Source organism: Candidatus Binatia bacterium (genome assembly GCA_023150935.1).
Classification (GTDB): domain Bacteria; phylum Desulfobacterota; class Binatia; order HRBIN30; family HRBIN30; genus JAKLJW01.
In genome coordinates this window covers 17,577-40,374 of the sequence record JAKLJW010000032.1, presented here as the reverse complement: position 1 = coordinate 40,374, position 22,798 = coordinate 17,577, and the positions used below count along the sequence as shown (strand labels likewise).

The following is a 22,798-nucleotide window of genomic DNA, read 5'->3' as shown; positions in this document are numbered from 1 at the left end:
GCCTGTGCCTTCCCGATCACGCCCTTGATACTAGCTTGCGTGACCCGAAGGCGAAACACCAGAGGGTGACGAATCCCGGCCGCTCCGGCCCCCCCTCCACCCGGTCGCGTAAACCCGCAGGCATAATTGACAGGGCCGGACCTTCTCTGTAACGACCAATTAGCGGAAAGCGCGTACCGGGAGCGGTCCTCACCCTCGGACTCGACGGTCGCAACCTTAGCGGAACAGGAAAATCCGTGGAACAAGCACGAACGAAAAGGACGGGCGAGAGCGTATCGGGACCTGCCGGGGTATCCGCGGAACGCCCGACCGGCGATGAGACCACGCCGGTCGCCGACCGCATCCGGGCGCGTATCCTGGAGGCTGGAGGACGCTTCCGGGCGAACGACTGCATATACGAATACGTCGACGGCGACGAACTCGACGAACTGCAACGCGAGGTAGAGGGTAAGGTTTGCGAGTTGCTGAGAGCGCTGGTGATCGACACCGACAACGACCACAACACCCAGGATACCGCCCGGCGGATCGCCAAGATGTACGTGCGCGAGGTGTTTGCCGGGCGTTACGCGGCGCCGCCGACAGTGACGGAGTTCCCGAACGTTACCCGTTTGAACGAACTGATGATCGTGGGGCCGATTACTGTTCGCAGTGCCTGCTCGCACCACTTCTGTCCGATCATCGGCCGGATCTGGGTGGGCGTGATGCCCAACGAGAACTCGGCATTGATCGGTTTGTCGAAATACGCACGGCTCGTCGAGTGGGTAATGACCCGCCCGCAAATCCAGGAAGAGGCGATCGCTTACCTGGCAGACGTGCTACAGGAGAAGATGCAACCCGACGGTCTTGCCATCGTCATGGAAGCCGACCACTACTGCATGCAATGGCGCGGCGTCAGGGACATGGACTCCAAGATGACCAACAGCATCATGCGCGGGGCCTTTCTGAGGAACGCCGATCTGCGCCGCGAGTTCCTCTCCCTGCTCGCCAACCGGAAGGGATGAGGGAATCGCCGTGCTGGTCCGCCTCCTGTACGCAAGCCGAGCCGTAGGACCGATCGACGACCGCATGGTGCGATCGATCCTCGAGTGTTCCAGGGATCGCAACCCGGAACACGGGATTACGGGACTGCTCTGCATCCAACCCGGCGAAGACGTGTTCTTGCAGGTCATCGAGGGGGCCCGTCACGTGGTTAACGAGCTCTATCGAAACATCGTCCGCGACCCGCGTCATACCGACGTCACGCTGCTCGCCTACGCCGAAATTCAGGAGCGACGCTTCGCGAGTTGGAAGATGGGCAGCGTCGATCTCAAGCGCGTCAATCTCAGCACGATCCTGCGCTACTCGGAGCGCACGGTGCTCGACCCCTTCTCGATGAGCGGCCAGGCCGCGCTGGCGCTGCTCGAAGAACTTGCCGCAACCGCGGCGATCGTGAGTTCCGACTGCCGCTAGCCGCGGTTGTTCGCGCCCTCTCGCGCACCTCGATACGCACCTGATTTACCCTTCCCCGATCTCGCCGCACGGCGCGAAGAAATCTTCAGGCCATGGAGCGGCAGTGCCTTTCCGTTCGTCCCGAGTAGCGCCTTCTTCTGGCGCGTATCGAGGGACAGGCTCGGCAGGAGCGCGCCCCTCGATACGGAGCCCAGGGGAAGGGCTCCTACTCGGGGCGAACGGGCTGGTTGTTCGCTTTGGGTTGCGGGCGGTAGCCCGCGCTGAGAAAACGGGGCTGCTCGGGGCGAACGGAATACGTTGCCGGATTAATGAACCGGACTACTACGGGCAGACGATGTCGACGTCGCTGCCGTTTTGCTGGAACGGCGACTGCAGCGGACTCGGCTTCGGATCGCCGGAGCGCAACCGGCCGCAGTTGGTGCACTCGACGTTCACCCAGCCCGCATCGCGGGCGCGCATCGAGTTCACCCAGTCCTTGAGCGCCGGCAGTGCCGGCGATCCGCCGATTGCGTCTGCGCTGTAGACCACGTTATCGGCACCCCACCCGGTGTGTCGCGAACCGCGGCCGATGTAATAGCGGTAGTTGTCGGCCGGCGTTGCCGAGATCGTCGCGTAAGCCTCGTGCGCTTGCTGCACCATCTCGGCGTTCCAATCGCAGCTGGCGTTCCACCAGTTCAGCCAGGTGAACGGGTTATTCGGGTTCAGCATCACGTTGTAAAAGCCGGTCTGGCCGCCGGTGCCACCGTCGTACGCCGTCGTGTAGTGCGCCCATGCGACATCTGGAAGGTGCGCGGCCACCGCCACCGTGTATGCTTTGATGCCCTCGCCGCCGGTAATCGCCTCCTGCACGCCCGGAATGTCGGGCGGCAGGTTTCTCTCGAACTCCCAGTTCTGGAAGCCGTACCCCGGCGTGTTCAAGAAGTCCGAAGTGATCACGCCGTTGCCGCCGTCGCCGAGCACGGTGAAGGTCGAGTCGGGCCACACCCGCTGCAGCAAGGGCGCGTTGAAGAACGCGCCGTACGAGCCGGCGCTCGAGCCGGTGACGACGATCTCCTCGGGATTCACGAAGTGCTCGCGCGCCCATTTCTCGACCACGCGGGCGTTCTGGTACCCGCGGTGGCGAATGACCACGGAGCCGTCGTTCTGGTAGTCCTTGAGGGAATCCCCGAAGTGCACGTCGCAACTGCAGTACGACGTGAAGACGACATGCCAGTCCTTGAAAGGGTTGTCGGGGTTGCTCATATCGCCGAAGCCGGCCGCGGTGTTGTTCGGATTGTCGGAACCGAAGGGATCGACGGCGACATCGCAGGTTGGGATGGAACAAGAAACCAGATCCCAGCACGCCCCGCCGCCCTGGTAGTACATCACCAGCTTGTTGACGCTCCCACGCTTGGCGAAGAACGCGTAAGGCGTGTTCAGGGCGCATACGGGGGAGAGTTCCTGACCCTGGTACTCGATCGGGCCGCTCGGCGTGATCGTGACGAACTGGTTGTCGGCGACGTTGGGCGAGACGATCGTGTCGGCGACCACGTCCGCCGCCAGCGCGTCGACCCCGTTGTCGATGCTCCCCGCCGTAGCGCCCGTGGGGCACGCCCCCGCGGTCGCCTTGGTCACGGCGGCGCCGAGCTTGGCGAGGGCCTTGCTCCGCGCGGCGTCGCGTTTGACCGTACCGGCTTCCAGCTTGCCGACGTAGCCCGCCTCGGCCTTCAGATAGGCCGCGCACGTATTCGCCGCGGCGCCGAGCAGAGCCGCACCGCACCTGGCGTCGTCCGGTTCGTTGAAATCGAGGCCGGTGTTGATCCCGGTCACGATACCGCCTGTCGCGGCGTCGACCGCCGCCTGCATCGCGGCCGCGGAGACGGTGGTGTCCGCGCAGTCGACCCCTTGCTTGGCGGCCTTGCTCTGCTCCTTGGCCCAGGCCTCCGTCAGTTTGCCACTGGCCTTCGCCAGCGCCTCCGTGCGCTTGCCGGTGTCCTGGGTCTTGTCCCACTTGGCCCAGGCCTTCAGCACCGCCTTGCAGTACGTGCCCGCCGCTCGCTGCTTGCCGGCAACGCACTTGTTCCCCGGATAAGTGGCCGCGCCGGCGCCGGAAGGCGCCTCGAAAGCCAACACCAGTACCGGCAGAACGTAGAGCAAGGTTCGGTTGACGCGCCGCATGAGGCCTCCTTTAATGCCGCAGAATTCACCGGACACCCTGCCCCTCGCCGACGGCGCATGTCAAGCGCTTTCAGCCGCCGGCACAACCGCCCTCCGGCCCCCGGGCCACGCAGCGCTTCCTATTCCGCCGTCTCGTAGAGCTGGGGGTTAGCGAGGTCTCCCGCGACCAGTGGGCGGTCGGCGTAAGCCGTCCCGGCATCGTACTGGCGCATGTCGCGTCGCCGATGCAGGAAATGTCGCGTGGCGTTAAACCGCAGCGTGTAAACCCGCCCGCGACGCACAGCGATGCGCGCTTGCCCGACGGCAATCGTCGTCGGCACGCGCACGATCACCCGTTGGCCTCTGGTCGTCAGCGTCTGCCGCCCGACCACCGTCGTCGCGTCCGGGTTGTCCGTGTCGTGCTCGATCTCCACCCGGTCGAAGTCGGTCTCTCCCTGTGGAGTCTGCTGGTTGATGTAGATCTGGGCGTGGATCTCCTCGACGCCTTCGGCGCGGATTTCCCACACGTTCGCGTCGCCGCTCCGACTGCCGACGGTCACCGTCCCACCGCCGAGCTGCATGAAGCGCGGCGTGCCGGCGGCGGATTCGAACCACAGCCCGCGCCGGTCCTCGGCGGCCCGGTTGACGACGCTCTTGCTGAGCGTGATCAGCCAGCGATCATCCCGAGTCCGCGCGGTTTCCGGCGTTTCGTGCAAATCGAGTGGGGGCTGGTTCCAGGCAGTGCGGAAAGCGGCGATCAACGCGGCATCGTCGGGCATCCGGCCGTTGGCGTCGACGAGGTCCCGTTCCATCTCCTCCGCTCTGGTGAACTCGAAGTGGCCTTCCGAGAACTTGCGCACCGTAAACAGAGGGATCTCGACGGCGGGGTCCGCCGTCGCGTTCAGGCCCGGCGAGCGCGTCTTGACCGCATCGAACTGGCGCGGAATTTCCGCCGCCTCGTCGCGCTCGAGTTGCGCTTTGGTCTGACGGTCGAACTCCAATTCCTCCATGAAGAACTCGGAGGCGTGGGCGCGCGACGATTCGTAGCCTTGAATCCACTTCGGCACTTTGACGAACTTCGCGGCCCGGAAGAACTCGTCCTTGAGCCGGCGCACCAGCGACGGCGTCTGACCGGCGTTGCAGGCGCGGAACACCACCTCGGTTTGTCCGTCGATGGAGTCCGGGGTCGCCAGCAGGAACTGCGGACCCAGGTTGCCCATGGCGCGTTCGAGCTCGCGGTCGATGATCCCCTCGTGCGTCGTGCCGGGCGAGTCGGCAAAGATCTTCAGGTTGATCGAGTATGGAGCGCCGTGGGCGACGATGTCGATGCGGCCCCAGGGGCCGTACTTCGCCCCCTCGGTTTCGAGAACGTCCAGGATCTCCTTGATACTGATGCCCTCGCGAATCAATACGGCGTCCGCGTTCCGCCGCCAGAACCCCTGCGCCGCGGCAAAGAACGTGTCCGACGACGCGCCGGTGACAAAGGCGATTTCGGGGCGCGCGATCCCCTGGGTGCGGAAGTGATCGTAGGCGCGCACAAAGACGGTGGCGTCTTCCGGCGTCCGGTACGTCGCTGCCGGACGTCCCGAGCGCACTTCGAGGCGGAGCTCGAACACCCCCTGCTCGACGTCGGCGCCGGGCAGCGGCACCTCGACTTCGGTATCGGGCTCCACCCTGATCCGGATGCGCGGCGGTGTGCCGCGCACGTTGGTAACCCGCGGCGCGCCGGTGGCGCGGAAATCGTTGTCGGCGAGGTTACCGCGGAACTCGACGATCAGGCTGTTGCGTCCCCGGCGAGGTTCGAGCGGCGACGCGTCGTCTACCTCGAAGATACGAATCGTCACGTCCTGCGCATTGACGAACTCCTCCTCCTGGGAGTCGAACCGCACCGTGATGGTTTCGCCGGGCGCGACGTGGTTGGGCGTCAAGCTCGCATGCAGACCGTCGGACATCGTCAGCTCCCGATGCTCAGGTAGTAGCCGCGCACCTCGTGCGGCACGGGCTCGGCGCCCTGCGGCAGGGTACCGAGGGTCGTTCTCACACCGTCGATCTCGAGCTCGAAATCGCCGGCCGGCAACTGGTAATGAGCGACCAGCCCGCGGTCGTCGGTCGTGCCATCGAGGACACGGCCGGCGATGGCAAGCCGATAAGGGCGGTTGCGAATCGGCAGACTGCCGGAATTGGTGCGCAAGAGATAAGTGATCTGCGAGTTTTCTAGACGCGCACGTTCGGCCCGGAAATCCTCGGTACGGGTCACGCTCGCGAGCCACGCCAGGTAGGTCGGATCGCCCGGCGGGGAGTTCCTGCCGGCCGGACGCGGCCTGATACCCGGCGGATCGAACACGAAGATCTCGACCCGTCGGTCTCCGGCATCGGCCCGGCCGTCGCGCGCATTGGTCTCGACGTTCCCGGCGGCATCGACAGGAAAATTCTCGCCGCACCCGTGGGTAACGAGCCGGACTCCCGGCGGCAGCGTGGTGCCGTCGTGCGCCATGTACTCGGCGATCAGCCGCCGCCGGGTCTGCGTTCCGGCGATGCCATCGACGCCCAGACCGCGCGTCTCCTGAAACCACCGCACGGCGTCGCTTCCCGCCGGCCGAGAAGAAGCATCGGGGAGCGACTGAAGCATGAGCCGATCCTCACGCGCACCCCAGCGTTTCGCCCCGGAGACATTCGACTCGTAGCGCGCCAGCCAGGCATCGACGTCGTCGCGCAGAAACGCCGCCACCGCCTCGCCGCGCTCGATCGACAGGGGATCGTTGATACCGGGGTCGCCGGAGCGGTCGGTGTGCCCGACGACGAGCAGCTCGGCACCGGGGTGCTCACGGTATACGTCCACGACCGCGCGAATGCCGCGCATCGCCGCCGGCAGGAGGAAGTTCTTGTTGGTCTCGAAGTGCATGCCGATCAGACGCAACCTGACCGCTTCGGCCACCAGCATCAGCCGGTGCGCCTTCCCCGCGGAGACGGCGACGCCGGTCTTCAGCTCCTGACGCGTCGTGCGGCGTTCGTCCATGCCCGAGCATTCCCTCCCGACTCGGCGCGCGTTGCTTACCAGATCGCGAGCATGGGGCAAACCGCGACGCCGGAACAACGTCGACAACCCGGCGGGGCGGTCGGCTCGGCGCGCCTATTGTCGGTCGGCGCGAGACTTCCAGGACGCCTCGCTCCGGTGCAGGTGGCTCACACAGAACACGACAATGTCGCTTGCCTCGACCCGATAGAACACACCGTATGGAAACCGGCGGACAATGGCCCGGCGCGCCTTTCGATAGAGCACCCGGTACTGGAGGGGATTTTCGGCGACGCGACTCAACGCCGTGTCCACCTGGACGACAAAGGCTCGTCCGAGCCCGGGCTGCTGCCACTCGTACCGCCGGGCAGCGGCGCGAATGTCTGCTTTCGCCGGGTGTCGAACGACCAGCCGGTACTTCACAGCTTGCGCAGGATGTCGTCGCGGGCTTCTTCCCATGGCTCGACGTCATGGGGATTTCCCTCGTGTTCGTCGATCCGCTCGTCAAGCACACGACGCTGCGATTCCGTGAGGGGAAGGTGGGCCGCTTCCTCGGCGATCTCATCCCACAGCTCCTGGACCAAGCGGAGCTTGTCGGCCGTGGACAATCTCCGGAACGTTTCGATGATTGGCTGTACGCTCATGGTGCGACGCTACGCCCGTCAGCTCTCGAAGTCCAGAACAGGCGCGGGACTCCCGCCGGACTGGACTCCCGGGCTTTGCGAGAGCACGCGGCGAGTCCACAATCCGGCCCTAACGGATGCTCGGCAGCCCCGGGGCAAGGGGTGGCGAAAACCGTGTTGGTGGCCGCGCTGTTTGACCCCGGCTTCGCATCTTTCGTATACCGCAGCTGTCGGTAGATCGTTGCAGGGGGAGGATATCCCGATGACGCGGGACCGGCAGGGGGCGATCCGCAACCGCCTGCGCCCATGGCGTCGAGTCAAAATTCACTTTTCTTATGCTGTGCCGGGTGCAATCGTGCGAACGGAAAGCATCAACACATCGGCCTTGGTCAGGGGGTAGCGACGATCCAAAGGCTCAATTCTCTCGCCCTTCAGGCGCGGCGGACGATCCGCAGGCGGACAGGAGCGGGCGCTTCTCTACCGAACCCACGGTCCGGTTGCCGTGAATACGGGCCCCGGCACGCCAGCCCGACCGCGGACGTGAGCGTATGAAACGGCGCTGGGGACTCCCTGCACGCGTCGCGGCGGCGATCCTGGCCGGTCTTCTCGCCGTGCCCGCCCCCCTCGTCCAGCGCGCCCTCGCCGCCGGCGGCGACGTGCCGACCGAAATGCTGGCGACGACCCACATTGCCGGGCCGGTGATCGCCACCGGCGTCTATCTGGTGCAGCTAAAAGGCGGCAGCCTGATGCGCAATCTCGGCCGCATGTACGACGACGGCTCGCACGGCGACCAGGCGGCCGGCGATCGGGTGTTCTCGCTCCGGTTCACCGCGGAAGTCGCCGATCCGAACGCCCTCGACCTGCGAGCGTCAGTATCGCTTCGCGGCCTCACGCGCCGAGTGTTTCTCCCCGTCAGAGTGATGGTCATCGGTCCAGCCCCACCGCCAACCGCCACCCCAACCGCCCGAGCGACCGGCACCCACAACACCTCGGCTACACCCACGCCCGTGGCAACCAACACGCGCAAAGAATGGCGCTCGGCCACCCCCACACCCAGGGCAACCAACACGCGCAAGGACTGGCGCTCTGCTACCCCCACCTTCACGCCAACCCGCACCGCAACCCTGTCGCCGACGCACAGCCCCACCGCACCACCCACGCATACCCCGACCGCCACCGCTACCGACACCCCGACCGCAACGCCCAGCGACACAGCCACAGCGTCACCGACGCTGACACCGACAGTAACGCCGACCGACACGGCCACGACGACCCCCACCGACACCGCGACCGCCACACCCACCGATACTGCGACGGCGACACCCACCGAAACGCCGACTCCGACCGATACGCCGACCGCAACCCCCACCGAGACGGCGACAGCCACACCGGCGAGTCAGCCGCCGGCGATTACCTCCGAACCGCTCACCGACGCGCTCGAAGATCATATTTACGGCTATCAGGTCGCCGCCACCGACCCCGAGGGCGAAACCATCGCCTTCGCGCTCGACACCGCTCCGCGTGGAATGTCGGTCAGCGCCGACAGCGGCTTCGTGCACTGGAGACCGACTACCGACCAGATCGGTCCGCATCCGGTCGCGATCCGCGCCTCCGATGCCGGCGGCGCCTCGACCACGCAGTCCTTCACCGTGACCGTCGCCGACTACAACGACCCACCGGAAATCACCTCCTTCCCGGGACAGCACGCGCAGGCCGGCGCGGCCTACGTTTACGATGTCGACGCCTTCGATCCGGAAGGCCAGCCCGTATCTTTCGCCCTCGCGGGTACCCCGCCCGCGGGCATGGCGATAGATCCGCAGTCGGGACAAGTGAACTGGACACCGCCGCCCGGCACCTCCGGCGCATTCGAAGTTGCGGTGCGGGCAACCGACGCCGGCGGCGCGGCGGACAGCCAGAGCTACATGCTCAAGGTCATCGACCAGCCCCTCGACCTCGTATCGCCGACCGGGTCGTTCGTCGTGGCGGTCGGGGACACCCTGGACATCCCGCTCGTCGCCAACCATCCACAGGCCGTGTTCCGCATCGTCCCGCTGCCCGAAAACGCCCTCGTTGACGGCGGGACCTTCCGCTTCACCCCGACCATCGCTCAGGAGGGCGTCTTCGATGTCGGCGTCGAGGCCCTGTTCGGCGACATGCGAGATCTCAATCCCATTCGCATCACCGTCACGCGGGCCAATACGGCGCCCGTCTTCGATCCGATCGCCGCCCAGCAAGTCGATACCGGCGGCGAGCTGCGCTTGCCGGTTTCGGCCACCGACGCCGACGGCGACGAGCTGCGCTTCTCGGCCCCGGGATTGACGCTCGCGAACGCCGTCTTCGACGAGCTTAATCGTCAGTTCGTCTTCCGGCCCGGACCCGGCGAAGCCGGCGTACACGGCGTCACCATCGAGGTTACCGACGGGCGCGAAGCCGTGCAGACGACGGTGTCGATCACGGTGAACGAGGTCCAGCCCGCGCCGGGTGCGGTGGACCTTGTCGTCGACGAACCCGAAAGCCCGACGTTCCGCAGCGCGCAGACCATCGGCGGATCCGTAACCGGCCAGGTACAGACGCAGCCCCGCCCGAGCCCGCCGTTGCTGGTGGGTCTGAGTCCGACCAACATCCGTCAGGGTCGTCGTCTGGTCGTCGACGTCACCGGTTACAACACGGATTTCCAGACCGGATCGACCGCGCTCGACTTCGGTGCGGGAATTACGGTCGAGTCGGTGGACGTGCAGTCGCCGACGCACCTGCGGGCGACAGTTCTCGCCGCCGTCGACGCGCCGCTCGGTGCGCACAGCGTCCTGCTGCGCGACCCCAACGGACCGGTGCCGTCCGTAGTTGCGTTCCGCGTCGAGCCCGGCGCGGCGCGGGTGCGCGGCACGGTGGTCGACGGCTTCACCCAATTGCCGATCGTCGGCGCGCGCGTCACCATGAACGGCACGCCGCTGTCCGCCGTCACCGATCCGCTTGGTCAGTTCACGCTCGACAACGTCCCACCCGGTCCGCAGGTGCTGGTTGCAACCGCGCCCAACTACCGCGTCACCCCGCTCGACATCGCCATCGGCATCCACCGCGATTTCGACCTCCCGGAGCCGATCGCCATGGACGCGCTGGCGCGGCCCTTCAATCCCGGCGGGACCCTGCCGCGCGCCGCGACCCTGGCCAGCGTGCTCGATCGCGGAGCGGCGGACAAGAACGGCCGCCTGAGCGTCGAACAGGCGCGGGCCGTGATCGGCGACACAATCCTCGCCGTCGGCGGGTCGGATGCGGGCGTCATCGACGAGGGCGGCAATCAGATCAATCCGAACATGACCGGGCCGGGCCTGTTCAGCCTGACGCCCCTTGCCCTCGATCGCTTCGCGCGGCGCCTCGTCAACGGCGACAACTACACGCTGCGCGAAGTGGCAACCATCCTGCAGGGCAGCTTCGGCTGGATCTTCGCTAACCTGACTCTGGACTTCCTGTTGCGCCAGCTCCAGCGGGTCGTCGACCGGGCCTGGGCGGACCCCAACAACCCGGCCAACGCACTCGCCATTGTCGTGTTCAACGACGGCGTCAACCTGTCGTCCGCGCCCCCGCGCCTGACGCCGGAAACGCCCCTCAATCACCTGCAGGCATTCCTCATCGTCATGAGCTTCCTCGCAACCTACGAGGCCGAGCTCAGCCATGCCATCGACCGCCTGCTGGTTCTCGACGGCCAGGACCCCGATCAGGTGCTGGTCGACCACGGGTTGGATCCCGACACATTCATGCAAACGGCGGCAGTGGAGTTGCCTGCCGATACCCACCTCGCCGCCGTGCTCGGAGCGACGCGCGGCGTGCTGGCCGGTCTGCTGGTTTCACCCGCCTACGCCCAGAACGCCCCGCTGCCGTCGAGCGGCCTACCGCGCATCCGGGCCCTGTTCTCGGAACGCGGTCTGGAAATCGGCGGTCAGGCGGCGCAGAACGCCTTCATTGGCCTGGCCGGGGCCGCCGCCATCGGGGGTCTGGCCGTGCTGATGACCGGCGGGGCAGCGACCTTTGCGCTGGCGCCGTTGATCATAGCCGTCTTGTTCGGTGGGTTCCTGATCTCGTTCCTGATCAAGATGACCGCGGCCTACTTCCGCGACGACAACCTGGTGCGGAACCTGACTCCGCAAGCGGCGCAGATGCAGAGCGCCGTCTCCGGACCCAACCGCGAAAAGGTGTTGATTCGCTTCCGGCGCTCCGACTCCGATCTCGAAGCCGACCGCCTCGCGCGCGCCGGTCAAACGTACACCGGCCTGAACACCACCGTGATGAGCTACGGCAACGGCGTGCGGCCGGAACTGCTCGACTTCCGCTACCACCTCTGGCGCTTCCCCGGTCCCGACGTGACCAACCTCGACCGCGGCACGCTGGTCTCGCGCCACGTGTTGCCGGTCGGCGCCTCGCCCGAGGAATACCAGTTCGAGGTTCCCGCCACGTCGCTCGGCGAGGGGCCGAACTACTTCCGTGTCCTCACCGTCCAGTTCTATCGCAGCGTCAACCACGCGGACCCTGACAGGGCGAACATCGGGGTGATCTATCCGGACCTGAACGTTCCGCCACCTCCGTTCAGCGTGCCCCCCTGGCTCGACCTGCTCTTCGAGGCGCCCGGCAACCAGGCCAGCACCGAAGCCGCCTTGCTCGATCAGGTCGAACGCCTCCGCGTAGCTCAGATCGATGCCGAAACGCAGGTCCAGTTGCTGCGGAATACCCCCATCGAACGTACGACGATCGAGATGCGCCTGGCCCGCGAACGGATCGACCTGGAGAACAATCTGCGGGCGATGCGCACCGAGCGGAAGCGGCTGGCCAACGGGGCCGCGACGCTCATCGGCGAGCAGACCGTCGTGACCGAAACCGCGGCCTTCCTGGAGGAAGCCAACAACGCTGACCGCCCGGCAGCCGAGGTGCTACAGGAATTGACCGACCCGGGGACACCGCGCGGGCAGCGCATCGACCAGGCATTCTCGTTCGCCCAGGACCACTTGATCGCACGCGCCAAGTTCAACGCCTGGGCTGCGCAAGAACTGAATTTCCGGCAGTTGCAGAAGGCGAAGGCCCTCAGAGCGGCCGCCCTGGAGCAGATTCAGCGAGCTAAGAGCACCCTGCTCGCCGCGCAAGAACTCGCCCGACAGCAGGGAGGCGTCATCAGCACGAATATGACCACTCGCATCGACGTACCGCCCCTTCCGCAAATCTCTGCGAATGGGATCGTCGATCCGTTGCCGGGTCCGCTGCAGGAAATCGGTATTCCCGGACAGGTGGGAGCCTTCGATGATCTGACACCCTTCATCGACGAACTCGACCAGGCGGCCGCCGCCATGGAGGCGCACAGCGACGGGCTCTTGCGCGCGGAGGCATCCGTCATCGCGCCCGCCCGTGCCGCAGCCCGCCACGCCATGCAGGAGTCGTTCATAGATGTGGGCGCGATTCAGCAAGTCACGCAGGACATCCACGATACCGAGAAGCGGATCCGAGAGACGCACAACGAGATCGAGGCAGCGAAACGGGAAGCGCAGGTGGCGCGGCTCAACCAGGAGCGTGCGCTGAAGGAAACGGCGGATGCGGCCCTGGCCAACGCCGAGAGCAAGATCCCGAAACTCGAATCGCAGGTGAGCGGCGCAACCCGCAACGTCGTGTCGGCGCAGGGATGGAAGGGCACCATCAAGCGCGGCGTCGTCAGCATGGGCGGCGAGGTGCTCGGCGCACTGCCCGATGTCGGTGAGGCGGTATGGAACCATCGCGAAGGCATCGACATTCTGCGCAGTGAGTTCTCGGCCTTTATCGAGGTCACAAGGACCAACGGCCAGATCGACATTCGCATGCTCCCTGGCATCGCCTTCCTGCCGGCACCCGAGCGCCCCACCATGTTTGCCGCCGCTCATCCCGTACTCCCTCGCTTCCCGGACGAGCCGCTGCCGGATGAGACCAGCATGCAACCGCTCCCGGAACTGGCGCTTGGCCCTTTCTGGCGCCTGCGCGATCCGCTGCTCGTCAGCGATGGCGGCGAGGTGATCTTCGATGCCCGCGGTCTGCGGCAGCGCGCCGCACGCTGGCTGACATCGCGCGACCCACTCGGCCTGCTCACGCGGCGCGTGCAGGCACCCGGCGGCGGACTCTTCGCTGCCCAATTCGAGCCCGACCCCGACAGCAACAACGTCCTGGCGTTCTTCCGCCCCGAACCGGACCCGAACAATCCGGCAGGGGGCTCGCTGGTGCGCGAGTACCCCTTCTCGCTGCCGGATGTCGAGTCGATGTGGGCCGGGTTCCCGTCGGAACTGCTCGCCATCGACGCCAAGGGCGCCGTCTATTTGAACAACGCCAACTCCAACACCCGCTTCGGCGGCCGCCTGTTCCGCTACGCCGGCGAACCCGTGCAGCGCGAGCACCTCGGCTCGGTCAACTACTACAGCCTCCAACTCCAGTTCGGCCGCTCGTGCCAACCTGTCGCCATGGAGATCGGCGACTACGCCGACCCGACCTACGGGTTCGTCGAGGACCTCTTCGTCGCCAACCTGGACAACCCGAACTTTTTCGATCCGAACCTCACCCCCACTAACCGCATACTGCGCGTGCCGACGCACCTTGCCGACATGCACCCGTCGTTCGTGAACGGGCAGAACCGCGATCGCATCGTCGGGCAGGTGTACGCCGAACATCCCAACTTCCAGTTCACCGGCCCGAGCGACATGGAGGTCGACCCCCGCGATCGCACGTTCTTCGTCAGCGGCCTGCGCAAGCTCTACCTCTCCGACGAGGAGTCGATCTACGTGATCTTCGACAGCGACGCGGACGGAATCGGCGAGGTCCGCAAGATCGTTCAGGTGCCCGGCCGGCGCTTCTCGGGTCTGGCCCTCGACTCCAGCGCCAACCTGTTCTTCGCCGACTGGGCCAGCGGCGAGGTTTACCTGCTCGCGCAGGCCGATCTCGATGCCCTCGCCGGCGACTACATGCCGACGATTGCCTCGAATCAGGAACTCGACGACCGGGCCTTCTTAATCAAGGTTGGCCTCAATCAGCCGGGCGACATCGAGCTCGACACCTGGGAGCAGCGCTACATCGTCTCAACCCCCGATGGCTACGTCCCGTTCGATATCCCGATCGTCGGGCGCTACTCGACGGACACCACGGACGTCAAGGTCGACATCATCGGCCGCGAGGTGGCGGTGACGCTGCGGCCGACCCGGGGGCGCGTGTTCATGGCCGGGACCAACTCGGAAGGCCCGTACGGCAAGCGCGCCCTGATTCGCTTCAAGGTGCGCGATCAGAACACGGGGGCCGAGTCGTGGGAGGCCAGGGCAATCTCCACCGCGCAGTTCGGCGCCACTATCCTGCCGGAGTTCTTCTGAGCCCAGCATGACCCCGCGCGGCTTACAGATACGTGCGGCACGCCGCCCCTACCCGGGGGCTCTGGTGTCGTTGTGCGCCGCCTTGGTCATCGCCGCCGGAGCTGCAACTGGCGCCCATGCGGCGCCGCAGATCACGCTGACCGGCCCCGAGCGGCGGGGCCCGATCGCGCCCGCACCCGACGGCAGTTTCGCCTTCCCGAACGTTTCGCTGAAGAAGAACAGCGTCAACACCTTCACGGTCGCCGCCACCGACGATGCCGGCAACGTACACACCCGCGACATCTCGATCACGCAACTGTCGCTCGACTCGGTCGTGGTGTCGCGCATCGTCGCCGAGCCGCTGCCGCCGGAACGCGTCATCCAGCTCGTCAACGACGGCGTCATCGACATCGACGATCCCGACAACTTCAACGTCTCGACGTTCAGTATCGTGCTCACCATTGCGGGCGAGGACGTACCCGTCGAGCTGCCCATCGCCTTTCCGAAAGCCGAACCCACCGGTTACGAGATCATCAAGCTGCCGCAAGACAGCGGCGGCGGCAAGCCGAATCCGCGCCAGATCACGATTGTCGTGTTCGACGAAGTTCTCCCCGGCCCCCCCGACCTGCCACCGCCGCGCATCCCCGGCGTCATCATCATTCAGGGCAGCGTCAAGAGCCTGAAAGAGTTCTTCAGCGCGCGCCTGCTGCTGATGAACACCTCCGGCATCTTCACGTTGAGCAGCGTGAAGGCGAACATCGAGTTCCCCGACGGCGGGCTGTCTCCGACGTTGCCCCTCGACGGTACCGTAGCTTTCGACGACATCCTGCCCGGCGATCCGCTGGCTCCCGGACAGAAGGAGCGCGAGTTTATCTTCCGCGGCGACGCTATCGGGAATAAGCGCGTGCGCGTCAACTTCGGCGGCTTCGTCACCGGGCCGGGTATTCCGGCCGACGCCCCGATTCCGTTCAACGGCTCGGCCGAGACCGCCGTCGACGTCAAGGGACCGCCGGCCTTCCGCGTGCGCCTCCTGCACCCGGACAGTGTGCAGGATAATGTGCCGTACGAGCTGACCGTCGAGATCGCCAACATCGGCGACTCCCCCGCCCTGTTCGCCAGCCTCGACCTCGATGTCGGCGGCGACGCCCAGTTCGTCGACTGCGTTGCCCCTACCGACCCGCAGCAGGATCCCGTGTGCACGGTCGTTCCCGGTCCGCTCACCCGAAACCTCAAGCACCTCTTTCCCGGCGACGTCGCCCGCGAGGTCTTCACCATCAACCCGCTGATGAGCGGGAACATCTCCTCCTGCGTCGGGGTCAGCGACCAGAACATCACCCTCGAAGTCCTCGTCGGCAATATCGGCTGCGTGGTCGGTAAACACCCGGCCGACCGCTCCGCTCCCGAAGGCATCCCGACCGTACACGTCCTGCCTTTCCCTAACGCCAACGGCATCGGCATCGACTCGCCGGTGGTGGCGTTCTTCAGCGAACGCATGAATACCGGCACGATCACCATCGGCACCAACGGCACCTTCAAGGTATTCGACCCCTCCGGGGCCGTCGTTCCCGGTCAGCTGCGGCTCGCCGAGGTCAACAACGCCACAGTCGCCATCTGGCAGGTGACCGATGGCATCACCAACCGCCTCGCCGGCAATTCCGAGTACAGCGTCGTGGTCATGCAGGAGATCCGCGACCTGCAGGGCAACGCGCTCTTCAATCAGTGGACCAGCACGTTCACCACCACGAGTCCGACCAACGACGTCACCCCCCCAACCCTCACCCTGTCGATCGAACCGGGTGTCGACCCGACATACGTCATCCCCGGGCAGCTCGTGCGTATCGACGCCTACGCCACCGACCAGGGCACCGGCGTCGCCCGCGTCGAACTGCGAGAACTCGACACGAACGTCCAGGACGCCACATTCCGCTTCGTCGACCAGAAGAGCATCTTCGGCGCAACGCCCGGGCCGACCATCTTCGTCATCGACTCGGGAAATCTCGTTCCGGGCCACACTTACCAATACAAGGCGACCGCGTTCGACGGCGCCGGCAATCTCCAGGACGCGACCATCGCCATCATCGTCGCCGCCTCGGCCGCGCCGCCGACCATCGTCCTACCCGCCGATCCGGCCCAGGACGTTCTCCACGGTATTTCGATCGAGCTGGTCCCGCTCAGTCTGTCGGCGGGCGGGCGCAACGTCGCCTACTTCCTCGATGCCGCAGCGCAACCGTTCGCGACCCTGACCGTCGCGCCGTACAAGACCACGCTCGGCACGCTCGGCCTACCGCTCGGTCCCCACACCGTGCGCGCCGTCGCCACCGACGGCCTCGGCCAGACCGGCGAAGACACGTTGCAGTTCACCCTCGCCGATAACCCGAACGAGCCGGCCGTCGCCTTCGCCGGCACCACCCACGGCGCTCAGTACATCACCGGCGCGCGGTTCAACGTGCAGGGCAGCGCCAGCGATCCGGTCGGCATCCAGTCGTTACAGTTCTTCGTCGACGACCCCCAGGGGGCGCCCCTGGCCGGGACCCTCGGCGCGGCTACGATCGACACGGCCAGTCTGAACCTGGGCACGCACCGATTGTTCTTGATCGCCACCAACCTGCTCGGCACGTCCAACGATCCGACCAATCCGGCTTCGTACGTCGACTTCGCGGTCGTCGATCTCCCCAACGGCCCACCGCCGCCGGCACCGATCGTCACCAACGTCTCGGTCCCCGCCGGTAATGTCGTGCGGGTCGACGGGACAACCGTGCCGTTTGCGCGTGTCGATCTCTCCAATGCGACGCGCGGATTCCTCGTCACCGTATTCGCCAACGCCGGCGGCGCGTGGACCGCCAACATCGATGCCGACGCCGGCGACGTGCTGTCCGCCGTCGCCTTCGACTTCGCCACCTCGCAGCAGCCGAGCCCGCCGACCCAGGCCGTCGTGCCGGCCCCGCCGGTCCTCGATCGTATCGAGGTCACGCCCAACGCCGTTACACTCGTCACGCCCAACGCCACGCAGGATCTGACGGTCACCGCCTTCTACGTCGGCGGCACCACCGCCAACGTGACGGGGCAATCGACGTTTTCCTCGAACAACGGCGGCGTCGCCTCGGTAACCTCGACGGGGCGGGTACGGGCGCTCGCCAACGGCCAGGCAACGATCGCGGCAACGGCGCTCGGCATGCAAGCGACGGCACTGGTCACCGTGGCCGTGGTCACCCTCGACTCGATCTCGGTGTCGCCATCGCCCGTCGATCTAACATTCCTCAACGAGACCGTGACCCTTACAGTCACCCGGCACTTCAGCGACGGCAACACGCAAGTCGGCAACACCGGTGCAGCGTTCGCGATGGCCGATGCAGCGGTAGCCACCGTCAACTCCTCCGGTCTCGTGACCGCCAAAGCCAACGGCGCGACGTCGCTGTTCGTGTCGGTGCCCGGACTGCCGCCGATCGTCGTGCCCGTCACCGTGGTTGCCGCCGACCCGGATCCCACCGTGCAGTTCCTCAGCCCAGCCGCTGGCACGCAGGTCGAACGTGGAGACCTGGTTACCGTCAACGTGCAGGCCAACGACGTCGGCAGCGGCGTCGTGCGCGTCGAGCTGGATGTCTCCGGCGCCACGACGTTCAGCGACAGCCGCCAGGTCGCCGCTACTGCCGCCACCACCCAGAGCTTCTCGTTCAGCGTGTCGAACGCGGCGCCGGTCGGCGGTACCGTCACCCTGACGGTGCGCGCCATCGACGGCAGCGGCAACGTCTCGGTGGACGCCACCCGCACCCTGACGGTCGTCGACCAGACGGCTCCCGCCGTGACCATAACGGCGCCGGCCCCCGGTACGCTGGTGAATTTCGGCGATACGGTCACGCTCAGCGTATCGGCGACCGATGCGGTCGCTGTCGACCGCATTCGTTTCGAAACCACGGGGTCGTTCACTACCTCGGGCAGCCAGACCATCGCGCCGGCGAGCACGCCGGCCGGGGCCGATTTCGCGATCAATATTCCGTACGGCCTCACCGCGCCCGACCTGATCGTTCGCGCGTATGCTCGCGATGCCGCCGGCAACGAAGCTGTGTCGGTGCCGGTCGGCATCGTTATCAGCGACGCCGACATCACGCCGCCTGCGACGGTTGTAACCGCGGTCGCGCCACCGGGCGCCGGCACGACGACTACCGTAACCTACGACGTGGCCGACGGTCTCGCCGACCTGAATCACGTCGAGCTGTACTTCCGGCGCAACGGCATCGGCACGTTCAACCGCTACACCGGCCCCACCGGCACCGCGGACGGAGAGTACTTCCCGCAAAGCGGCAACATGGGGACGATCGCCTTCGACTCGACTCGGATGGGCGGCGACGGCGCGTACGAATTCGTTACGGTCGGCGTCGATCAGGCCGGAAACCGCGAGCCGTTCCCGCGCGATGGCTCGAACGAGATCATTGGCGATTCCGGCGCCACGGCGACGTTTGCCACCGGTGCACCCGTGACCGTGATCAACAGCGCCACAGACATCTTTGACGCCAGCCTCGACGACCAGAACCTGCGCATCGACGGCGCGACCGTGACCGTCGATGGAACGCGCACCTTCCGCAACGTCGAGTTACTCAACGGCGCCGTGCTCACGCACCGGCTTACCGACACGACGACCGAATACCGGCTCGATGTCTCGGCATGGACCCTCACCGTCGATGCCACCAGTCGCGTGGACGTCACCGGTCGCGGATACGTTGGCGGACGGAACTACGACGAGGCGGGCCGCACGGCCGGGAATCAGCCGGGTTCGGGGCGGCGCAACGGCGGCAGCTACGGTGGGCTGGGCGGCCACGACCCGGCGGTCAGCGAGCAGCCCGGACCCGTTTACGGAGACCTTACCGAACCGCTGGATCTCGGCAGCGGCGGCGGCGCGGAAGGCCACGCCGACGGCGGCGACGGCGGCGGACTGGCACTCGCCGGTGTAATCAACGTCGTCGTCGACGGCACGGTTCGCGCCGACGGTGGCACGGCGCCCGACTCGCGCTCCGGTATGGGCAGCGGCGGCGGCATCAATGTCCGCACCCGCACGCTCTCGGGCAGAGGAACCATCGAGGCCGACGGCGGAACGAAGAACGGGGCCAATAACGTCGGCGGCGGTGGCGGCCGTATCGCCGTGCGGTACCTTGATGCAGCGACGTACGATCCCGCTCGGATCACGGCGCGCGGCGGCGACGGATTCTATGCCGACGGCGCCGACGGCACGGTCTTCCTCAAGCAGGAGTCGGAACCCAACGGCGAATTGGTCATCAACGGCACGACCCCGGGGGCTCCGTTTACCAACCTGATTCTCCCGCCGGGTCAGACGTTCGACGGGCTCACGCTGCAGAACAACGCCCGGGTCGTCGCTCTGGGTATGATCGATCTGACCGGTACCTTGCGGTTACGCGGCAACTCGGTCCTCACGCATCCGAGCGAGGACGTCGCCGGCCTGCAGATCAATGCGGCGCGGGTGGAGGTGGAGGCCGGCAGTGCGATCGACGTGACCGGTCGCGGGTATCGCGGCGGCCGTGCGTACGACGAGCCGGGCATGACCCTGGGCAACATCGCGGGCTCGGGGCGGCGCAACGGCGGCAGTCACGGCGGCCTCGGTGCGCACGACGGCGCGATCGGCGAACAGCCGGGGGCGGTCTACGGCGATCCACGCCAGCCCGACCGTCTCGGCGGCGGCGGCGGCGCGGACGGCCACACCGACGGCGGCGACGGCGGCGGATATGTGCGCATCGTCGCCACCGATGCCGTGGTGGTGGACGGTGCGGTTCGCGCCGACGGGGCAACAACCACGGACAGTCGGGCGGGGATGGGCGCCGGCGGTTCGGTATGGATCGCCACCTCGCGGCTGGCCGGTGCCGGCACCATCAGCGCCAACGGCGGGAACAAGAACGGTGCTAACAACATCGGTGGCGGCGGCGGTCGGGTGGCGCTGTACGCGGACTTCGTCGACGCGCTGTCCGATCTGAACGCTTTGCGCAACGTGACCGCATGGCGGGGCCGCGGTTTCTACGATTCGCCGGCGGGCAGTGCCGGAACGGTGTACGTGGCGCTGGCGGGTCAGGTCGATGGCGATCTGATCGTCGACGATAACGAGTCGAGCCAGACCGCGCCCAACTCGACGCCACTGCACCTGATCGGCCCGGGGACCGCGGCGGCGGTGACTGCGGACACGCTGACGGTGGACGGGACGATTGCGCCGTTCCTGCCCAATGCGCTGGTGGGGTTGCGGTTGAACCCGGACCGCACGCAGGCCGAGACGTTCCGGATTCTGAGCAACACCGCCACCGACATCACGGTGGCGACGCCGAACGAGCACGGGGTGGCGTTCGCGGCGGTGGCGGGTGTGGGGTTGGAGTACGCCGGGCACTGGCAGTTCGACAACCTGCGTTTCCGTCGTGGCGGCAATCTGGTGGTGGGCGATGCGCTGGTGGTCAACGACACGCTGGAGCTGGCAGAGTTCGCGCTGCTGACGCATCCGGAGACCGATACGCAGTACGAAGCGGAGCTGTCGGTGACGGCGGACGCGGTAACGATCGATGCCGGCAGCCGGATCGAGGTGACCGGGCGCGGCTACATTGGCGGGCAGAACTACGACGAGGCGGGCCGGACGCTGGGGAACGCTTACGGATCGGGTCGGCGCAACGGCGGCAGTCACGGTGGGCTCGGCGGGCATGATACGGGGATCTCAGAGTTGCCGGGCGCCACTTACGGCAGTCTGACCGACCCGCGCGATCTCGGCAGCGGCGGCGGCGCCGAGGGCCACTCTGACGGCGGCGACGGCGGCGGGCGCGTTCTGCTGGTGGCCAACACGCTCGCCAACGACGGCGTGCTGCGCGCCAATGGCGCTCAGGCTCCCGACTCGCGTTCCGGTATGGGCAGCGGGGGTACGATCAATCTGCGCGTCGGGCAGTTGACCGGCAGCGGACAGATTCGCGCCGATGGCGGCACCAAGAACGGTGCGAACAACGTCGGCGGCGGCGGCGGTCGCGTGGCGATCGGTTACACCAGCCTGTTCACGCTGCCCCTCGCCAACGTCAGCGCCCTCGGCGGCGACGGATTCTATGCCGACGGCCAGGACGGGACGATCCACACGCAGCAGGTACCCTGAGGCACGCCCTCCCCCCGCATTACCGCTGCCGGCGCAGCAACGCCCCTACCTCGTCGTGACTGCCGCAGAAGAACACGAACAGCTCTTCGCGGCGGTCCTGGAACACGAAGCGTTTGCCCAGACCCACCCGGCATTCGAAAAGCCCGGCGCCCAACTTGCGCACGCCCAACCCACCGTGAGCATGCGGGCGTCCGAAAGCCTCAAGGAGGTCGCAGAGCACGAGCAGATGCTCAACACGCTCGCGGCGCGGTAACTTGCGCAAATGCGCGAGCACCGCCGGGTCGATCGACAGAGCCTTAGCCAAGGAGCTTCCGCAGTTCGGTTGCCGTCACGGTGACGAGTTTGCCGCTCCGGCGCAGCCTTCTGTACTGCGCGTCTACCTCGCGGGAGACCGCCTCGACTTCCGCCGCGCCGGCGCCGTACTCGCGTTGCGCGTAGTCGGTCGACTCAACCTCGACCTTACGCAGAGCGATGATGTCGGCGCCGGCGATGATACCGATATCCTCTCCCGCCGCCGCCGCCGACAGCCACCGACCGAGATTTTTCTTGGCCTCAGTGATCGTGAGAGTTCGCATTCCGTCTTTATAGCGGCCGATAATAGTCTATTCCAATCGCGAGTCCGGAAAGCGGGTCGCCAGCGCCGGATCGAGGATGCGTAGCAGCGCCGCCGCCCTGGCGGCCCTGGCGGCCACGCGCCCTCGAGAGGCCTTCGACCAGGCGGACTTTCATCCGCCCTAATCACCGAGCGCGACGTGCCGGGGGCGCTGGAAAGTGAGCTTGCTGGCGGCGGCCGGGTGCGCTTTCTCGCGACCATCGAAGAAGAAACCGCGGCGATCTGATTGACCATGGGCAGAGACCATGGCAAGAACCATCGCATGGACGAAATGGCGATTTCGAAGTTCAAGGCGACCTGCCTGGCAACCCTGGAGCGCGTGCGGCGCACGGGTCGGCCGTTGCGCGTCACGCGCTTCGGGAAGCCCGTCGCCGACATCGTCCCTCCGTCTCCGGAACGCCCGCAGCGCGAGTGGCTGGGCTCGTTGCGCGGGACGCTCGAAATCCGGGGGGACATCGTAGCGCCGTCCGACGAGCTGGCGACCTGGGAAGTGCTCGAGTGAATCTT

Annotated in this window: 12 protein-coding genes; 5 read left to right on the top strand and 7 right to left on the bottom strand. The window is 66.7% G+C overall.

Annotated elements, in window-relative coordinates:
- Window positions 1-341 precede the first annotated feature (341 nt).
- Both L6Q96_17040 and L6Q96_17035 read left to right on the top strand, forming a co-directional pair.
- A complete protein-coding gene (locus tag L6Q96_17040) occupies window positions 342-1,001 on the top strand; it encodes a GTP cyclohydrolase I (protein MCK6556264.1) in 660 nt (219 codons plus the stop codon).
- Between the two features lie 10 nt (window positions 1,002-1,011).
- On the top strand, window positions 1,012-1,449 hold the full coding sequence (locus tag L6Q96_17035; GenBank protein ID MCK6556263.1) for a BLUF domain-containing protein: 438 nt from the start codon (window positions 1,012-1,014) through the stop codon (window positions 1,447-1,449).
- A 321-nt stretch (window positions 1,450-1,770) separates the two neighbouring features.
- On the opposite strand, the gene L6Q96_17030 is transcribed toward L6Q96_17035, so the two are convergent.
- The 5 genes from L6Q96_17030 to L6Q96_17010 form a co-directional block, all read right to left on the bottom strand.
- The gene (locus tag L6Q96_17030) at window positions 1,771-3,606 is read right to left on the bottom strand and encodes a pectinacetylesterase family protein (GenBank protein MCK6556262.1); all 1,836 of its coding nucleotides are present in this window, start codon (window positions 3,604-3,606) and stop codon (window positions 1,771-1,773) included.
- A 119-nt stretch (window positions 3,607-3,725) separates the two neighbouring features.
- Window positions 3,726-5,537, bottom strand: coding sequence for a hypothetical protein (locus L6Q96_17025; protein MCK6556261.1), 1,812 nt, complete (start codon window positions 5,535-5,537; stop codon window positions 3,726-3,728).
- A gap of 2 nt (window positions 5,538-5,539) precedes the next feature.
- The gene (locus L6Q96_17020) at window positions 5,540-6,601 is read right to left on the bottom strand and encodes a peptidoglycan-binding protein (GenBank protein ID MCK6556260.1); all 1,062 of its coding nucleotides are present in this window, start codon (window positions 6,599-6,601) and stop codon (window positions 5,540-5,542) included.
- 114 nt (window positions 6,602-6,715) lie between these two features.
- Window positions 6,716-7,021: a type II toxin-antitoxin system RelE/ParE family toxin gene (locus tag L6Q96_17015; GenBank protein ID MCK6556259.1), complete on the bottom strand. Its 306-nt coding sequence runs from the start codon at window positions 7,019-7,021 to the stop codon at window positions 6,716-6,718.
- Complete coding sequence (locus L6Q96_17010) at window positions 7,018-7,242, bottom strand: addiction module protein (GenBank protein MCK6556258.1); 225 nt, start codon at window positions 7,240-7,242, stop codon at window positions 7,018-7,020. Before L6Q96_17010 ends, L6Q96_17015 begins: the two co-directional genes overlap by 4 nt.
- 527 nt (window positions 7,243-7,769) lie before the next feature.
- On the opposite strand from L6Q96_17010, the gene L6Q96_17005 reads away from it, so the two are divergent.
- Both L6Q96_17005 and L6Q96_17000 read left to right on the top strand, forming a co-directional pair.
- Window positions 7,770-14,579 (top strand): putative Ig domain-containing protein, encoded by a 6,810-nt coding sequence (locus tag L6Q96_17005; GenBank protein ID MCK6556257.1) that lies wholly within the window; start codon window positions 7,770-7,772, stop codon window positions 14,577-14,579.
- Between the two features lie 7 nt (window positions 14,580-14,586).
- Window positions 14,587-21,678, top strand: coding sequence for an Ig-like domain-containing protein (locus L6Q96_17000; GenBank protein MCK6556256.1), 7,092 nt, complete (start codon window positions 14,587-14,589; stop codon window positions 21,676-21,678).
- Between the two features lie 19 nt (window positions 21,679-21,697).
- Here the strand turns inward: L6Q96_17000 and L6Q96_16995 are convergent, their stop codons facing one another.
- Complete coding sequence (locus L6Q96_16995) at window positions 21,698-21,982, bottom strand: hypothetical protein (protein MCK6556255.1); 285 nt, start codon at window positions 21,980-21,982, stop codon at window positions 21,698-21,700.
- A complete protein-coding gene (locus tag L6Q96_16990) occupies window positions 21,975-22,253 on the bottom strand; it encodes a hypothetical protein (GenBank protein MCK6556254.1) in 279 nt (92 codons plus the stop codon). Before L6Q96_16990 ends, L6Q96_16995 begins: the two co-directional genes overlap by 8 nt.
- Window positions 22,254-22,523: 270 nt before the next feature.
- Between L6Q96_16990 and L6Q96_16985 the strand changes: the two genes are divergently transcribed.
- Entirely contained in the window at window positions 22,524-22,793 is a 270-nt protein-coding gene (locus tag L6Q96_16985) for a type II toxin-antitoxin system Phd/YefM family antitoxin (protein ID MCK6556253.1), read from the top strand.
- Window positions 22,794-22,798: the final 5 nt, after the last annotated feature.

Excerpts from the sequence above, each read along its gene's own strand:
- L6Q96_17030 (MCK6556262.1), bottom strand. The coding sequence starts at position 3,606 with ATGCGGCGCGTCAACCGAACCTTGCTCTACGTTCTGCCGGTACTGGTG.
- L6Q96_17025 (MCK6556261.1), bottom strand. The coding sequence starts at position 5,537 with ATGTCCGACGGTCTGCATGCGAGCTTGACGCCCAACCACGTCGCGCCC.
- L6Q96_16985 (MCK6556253.1), top strand. The coding sequence starts at position 22,524 with ATGGGCAGAGACCATGGCAAGAACCATCGCATGGACGAAATGGCGATT.
- L6Q96_17020 (MCK6556260.1), bottom strand. The coding sequence starts at position 6,601 with ATGGACGAACGCCGCACGACGCGTCAGGAGCTGAAGACCGGCGTCGCC.
- L6Q96_17000 (MCK6556256.1), top strand. The coding sequence starts at position 14,587 with ATGACCCCGCGCGGCTTACAGATACGTGCGGCACGCCGCCCCTACCCG.
- L6Q96_16990 (MCK6556254.1), bottom strand. The coding sequence starts at position 22,253 with ATGCGAACTCTCACGATCACTGAGGCCAAGAAAAATCTCGGTCGGTGG.
- L6Q96_17010 (MCK6556258.1), bottom strand. The coding sequence starts at position 7,242 with ATGAGCGTACAGCCAATCATCGAAACGTTCCGGAGATTGTCCACGGCC.
- L6Q96_17005 (MCK6556257.1), top strand. The coding sequence starts at position 7,770 with ATGAAACGGCGCTGGGGACTCCCTGCACGCGTCGCGGCGGCGATCCTG.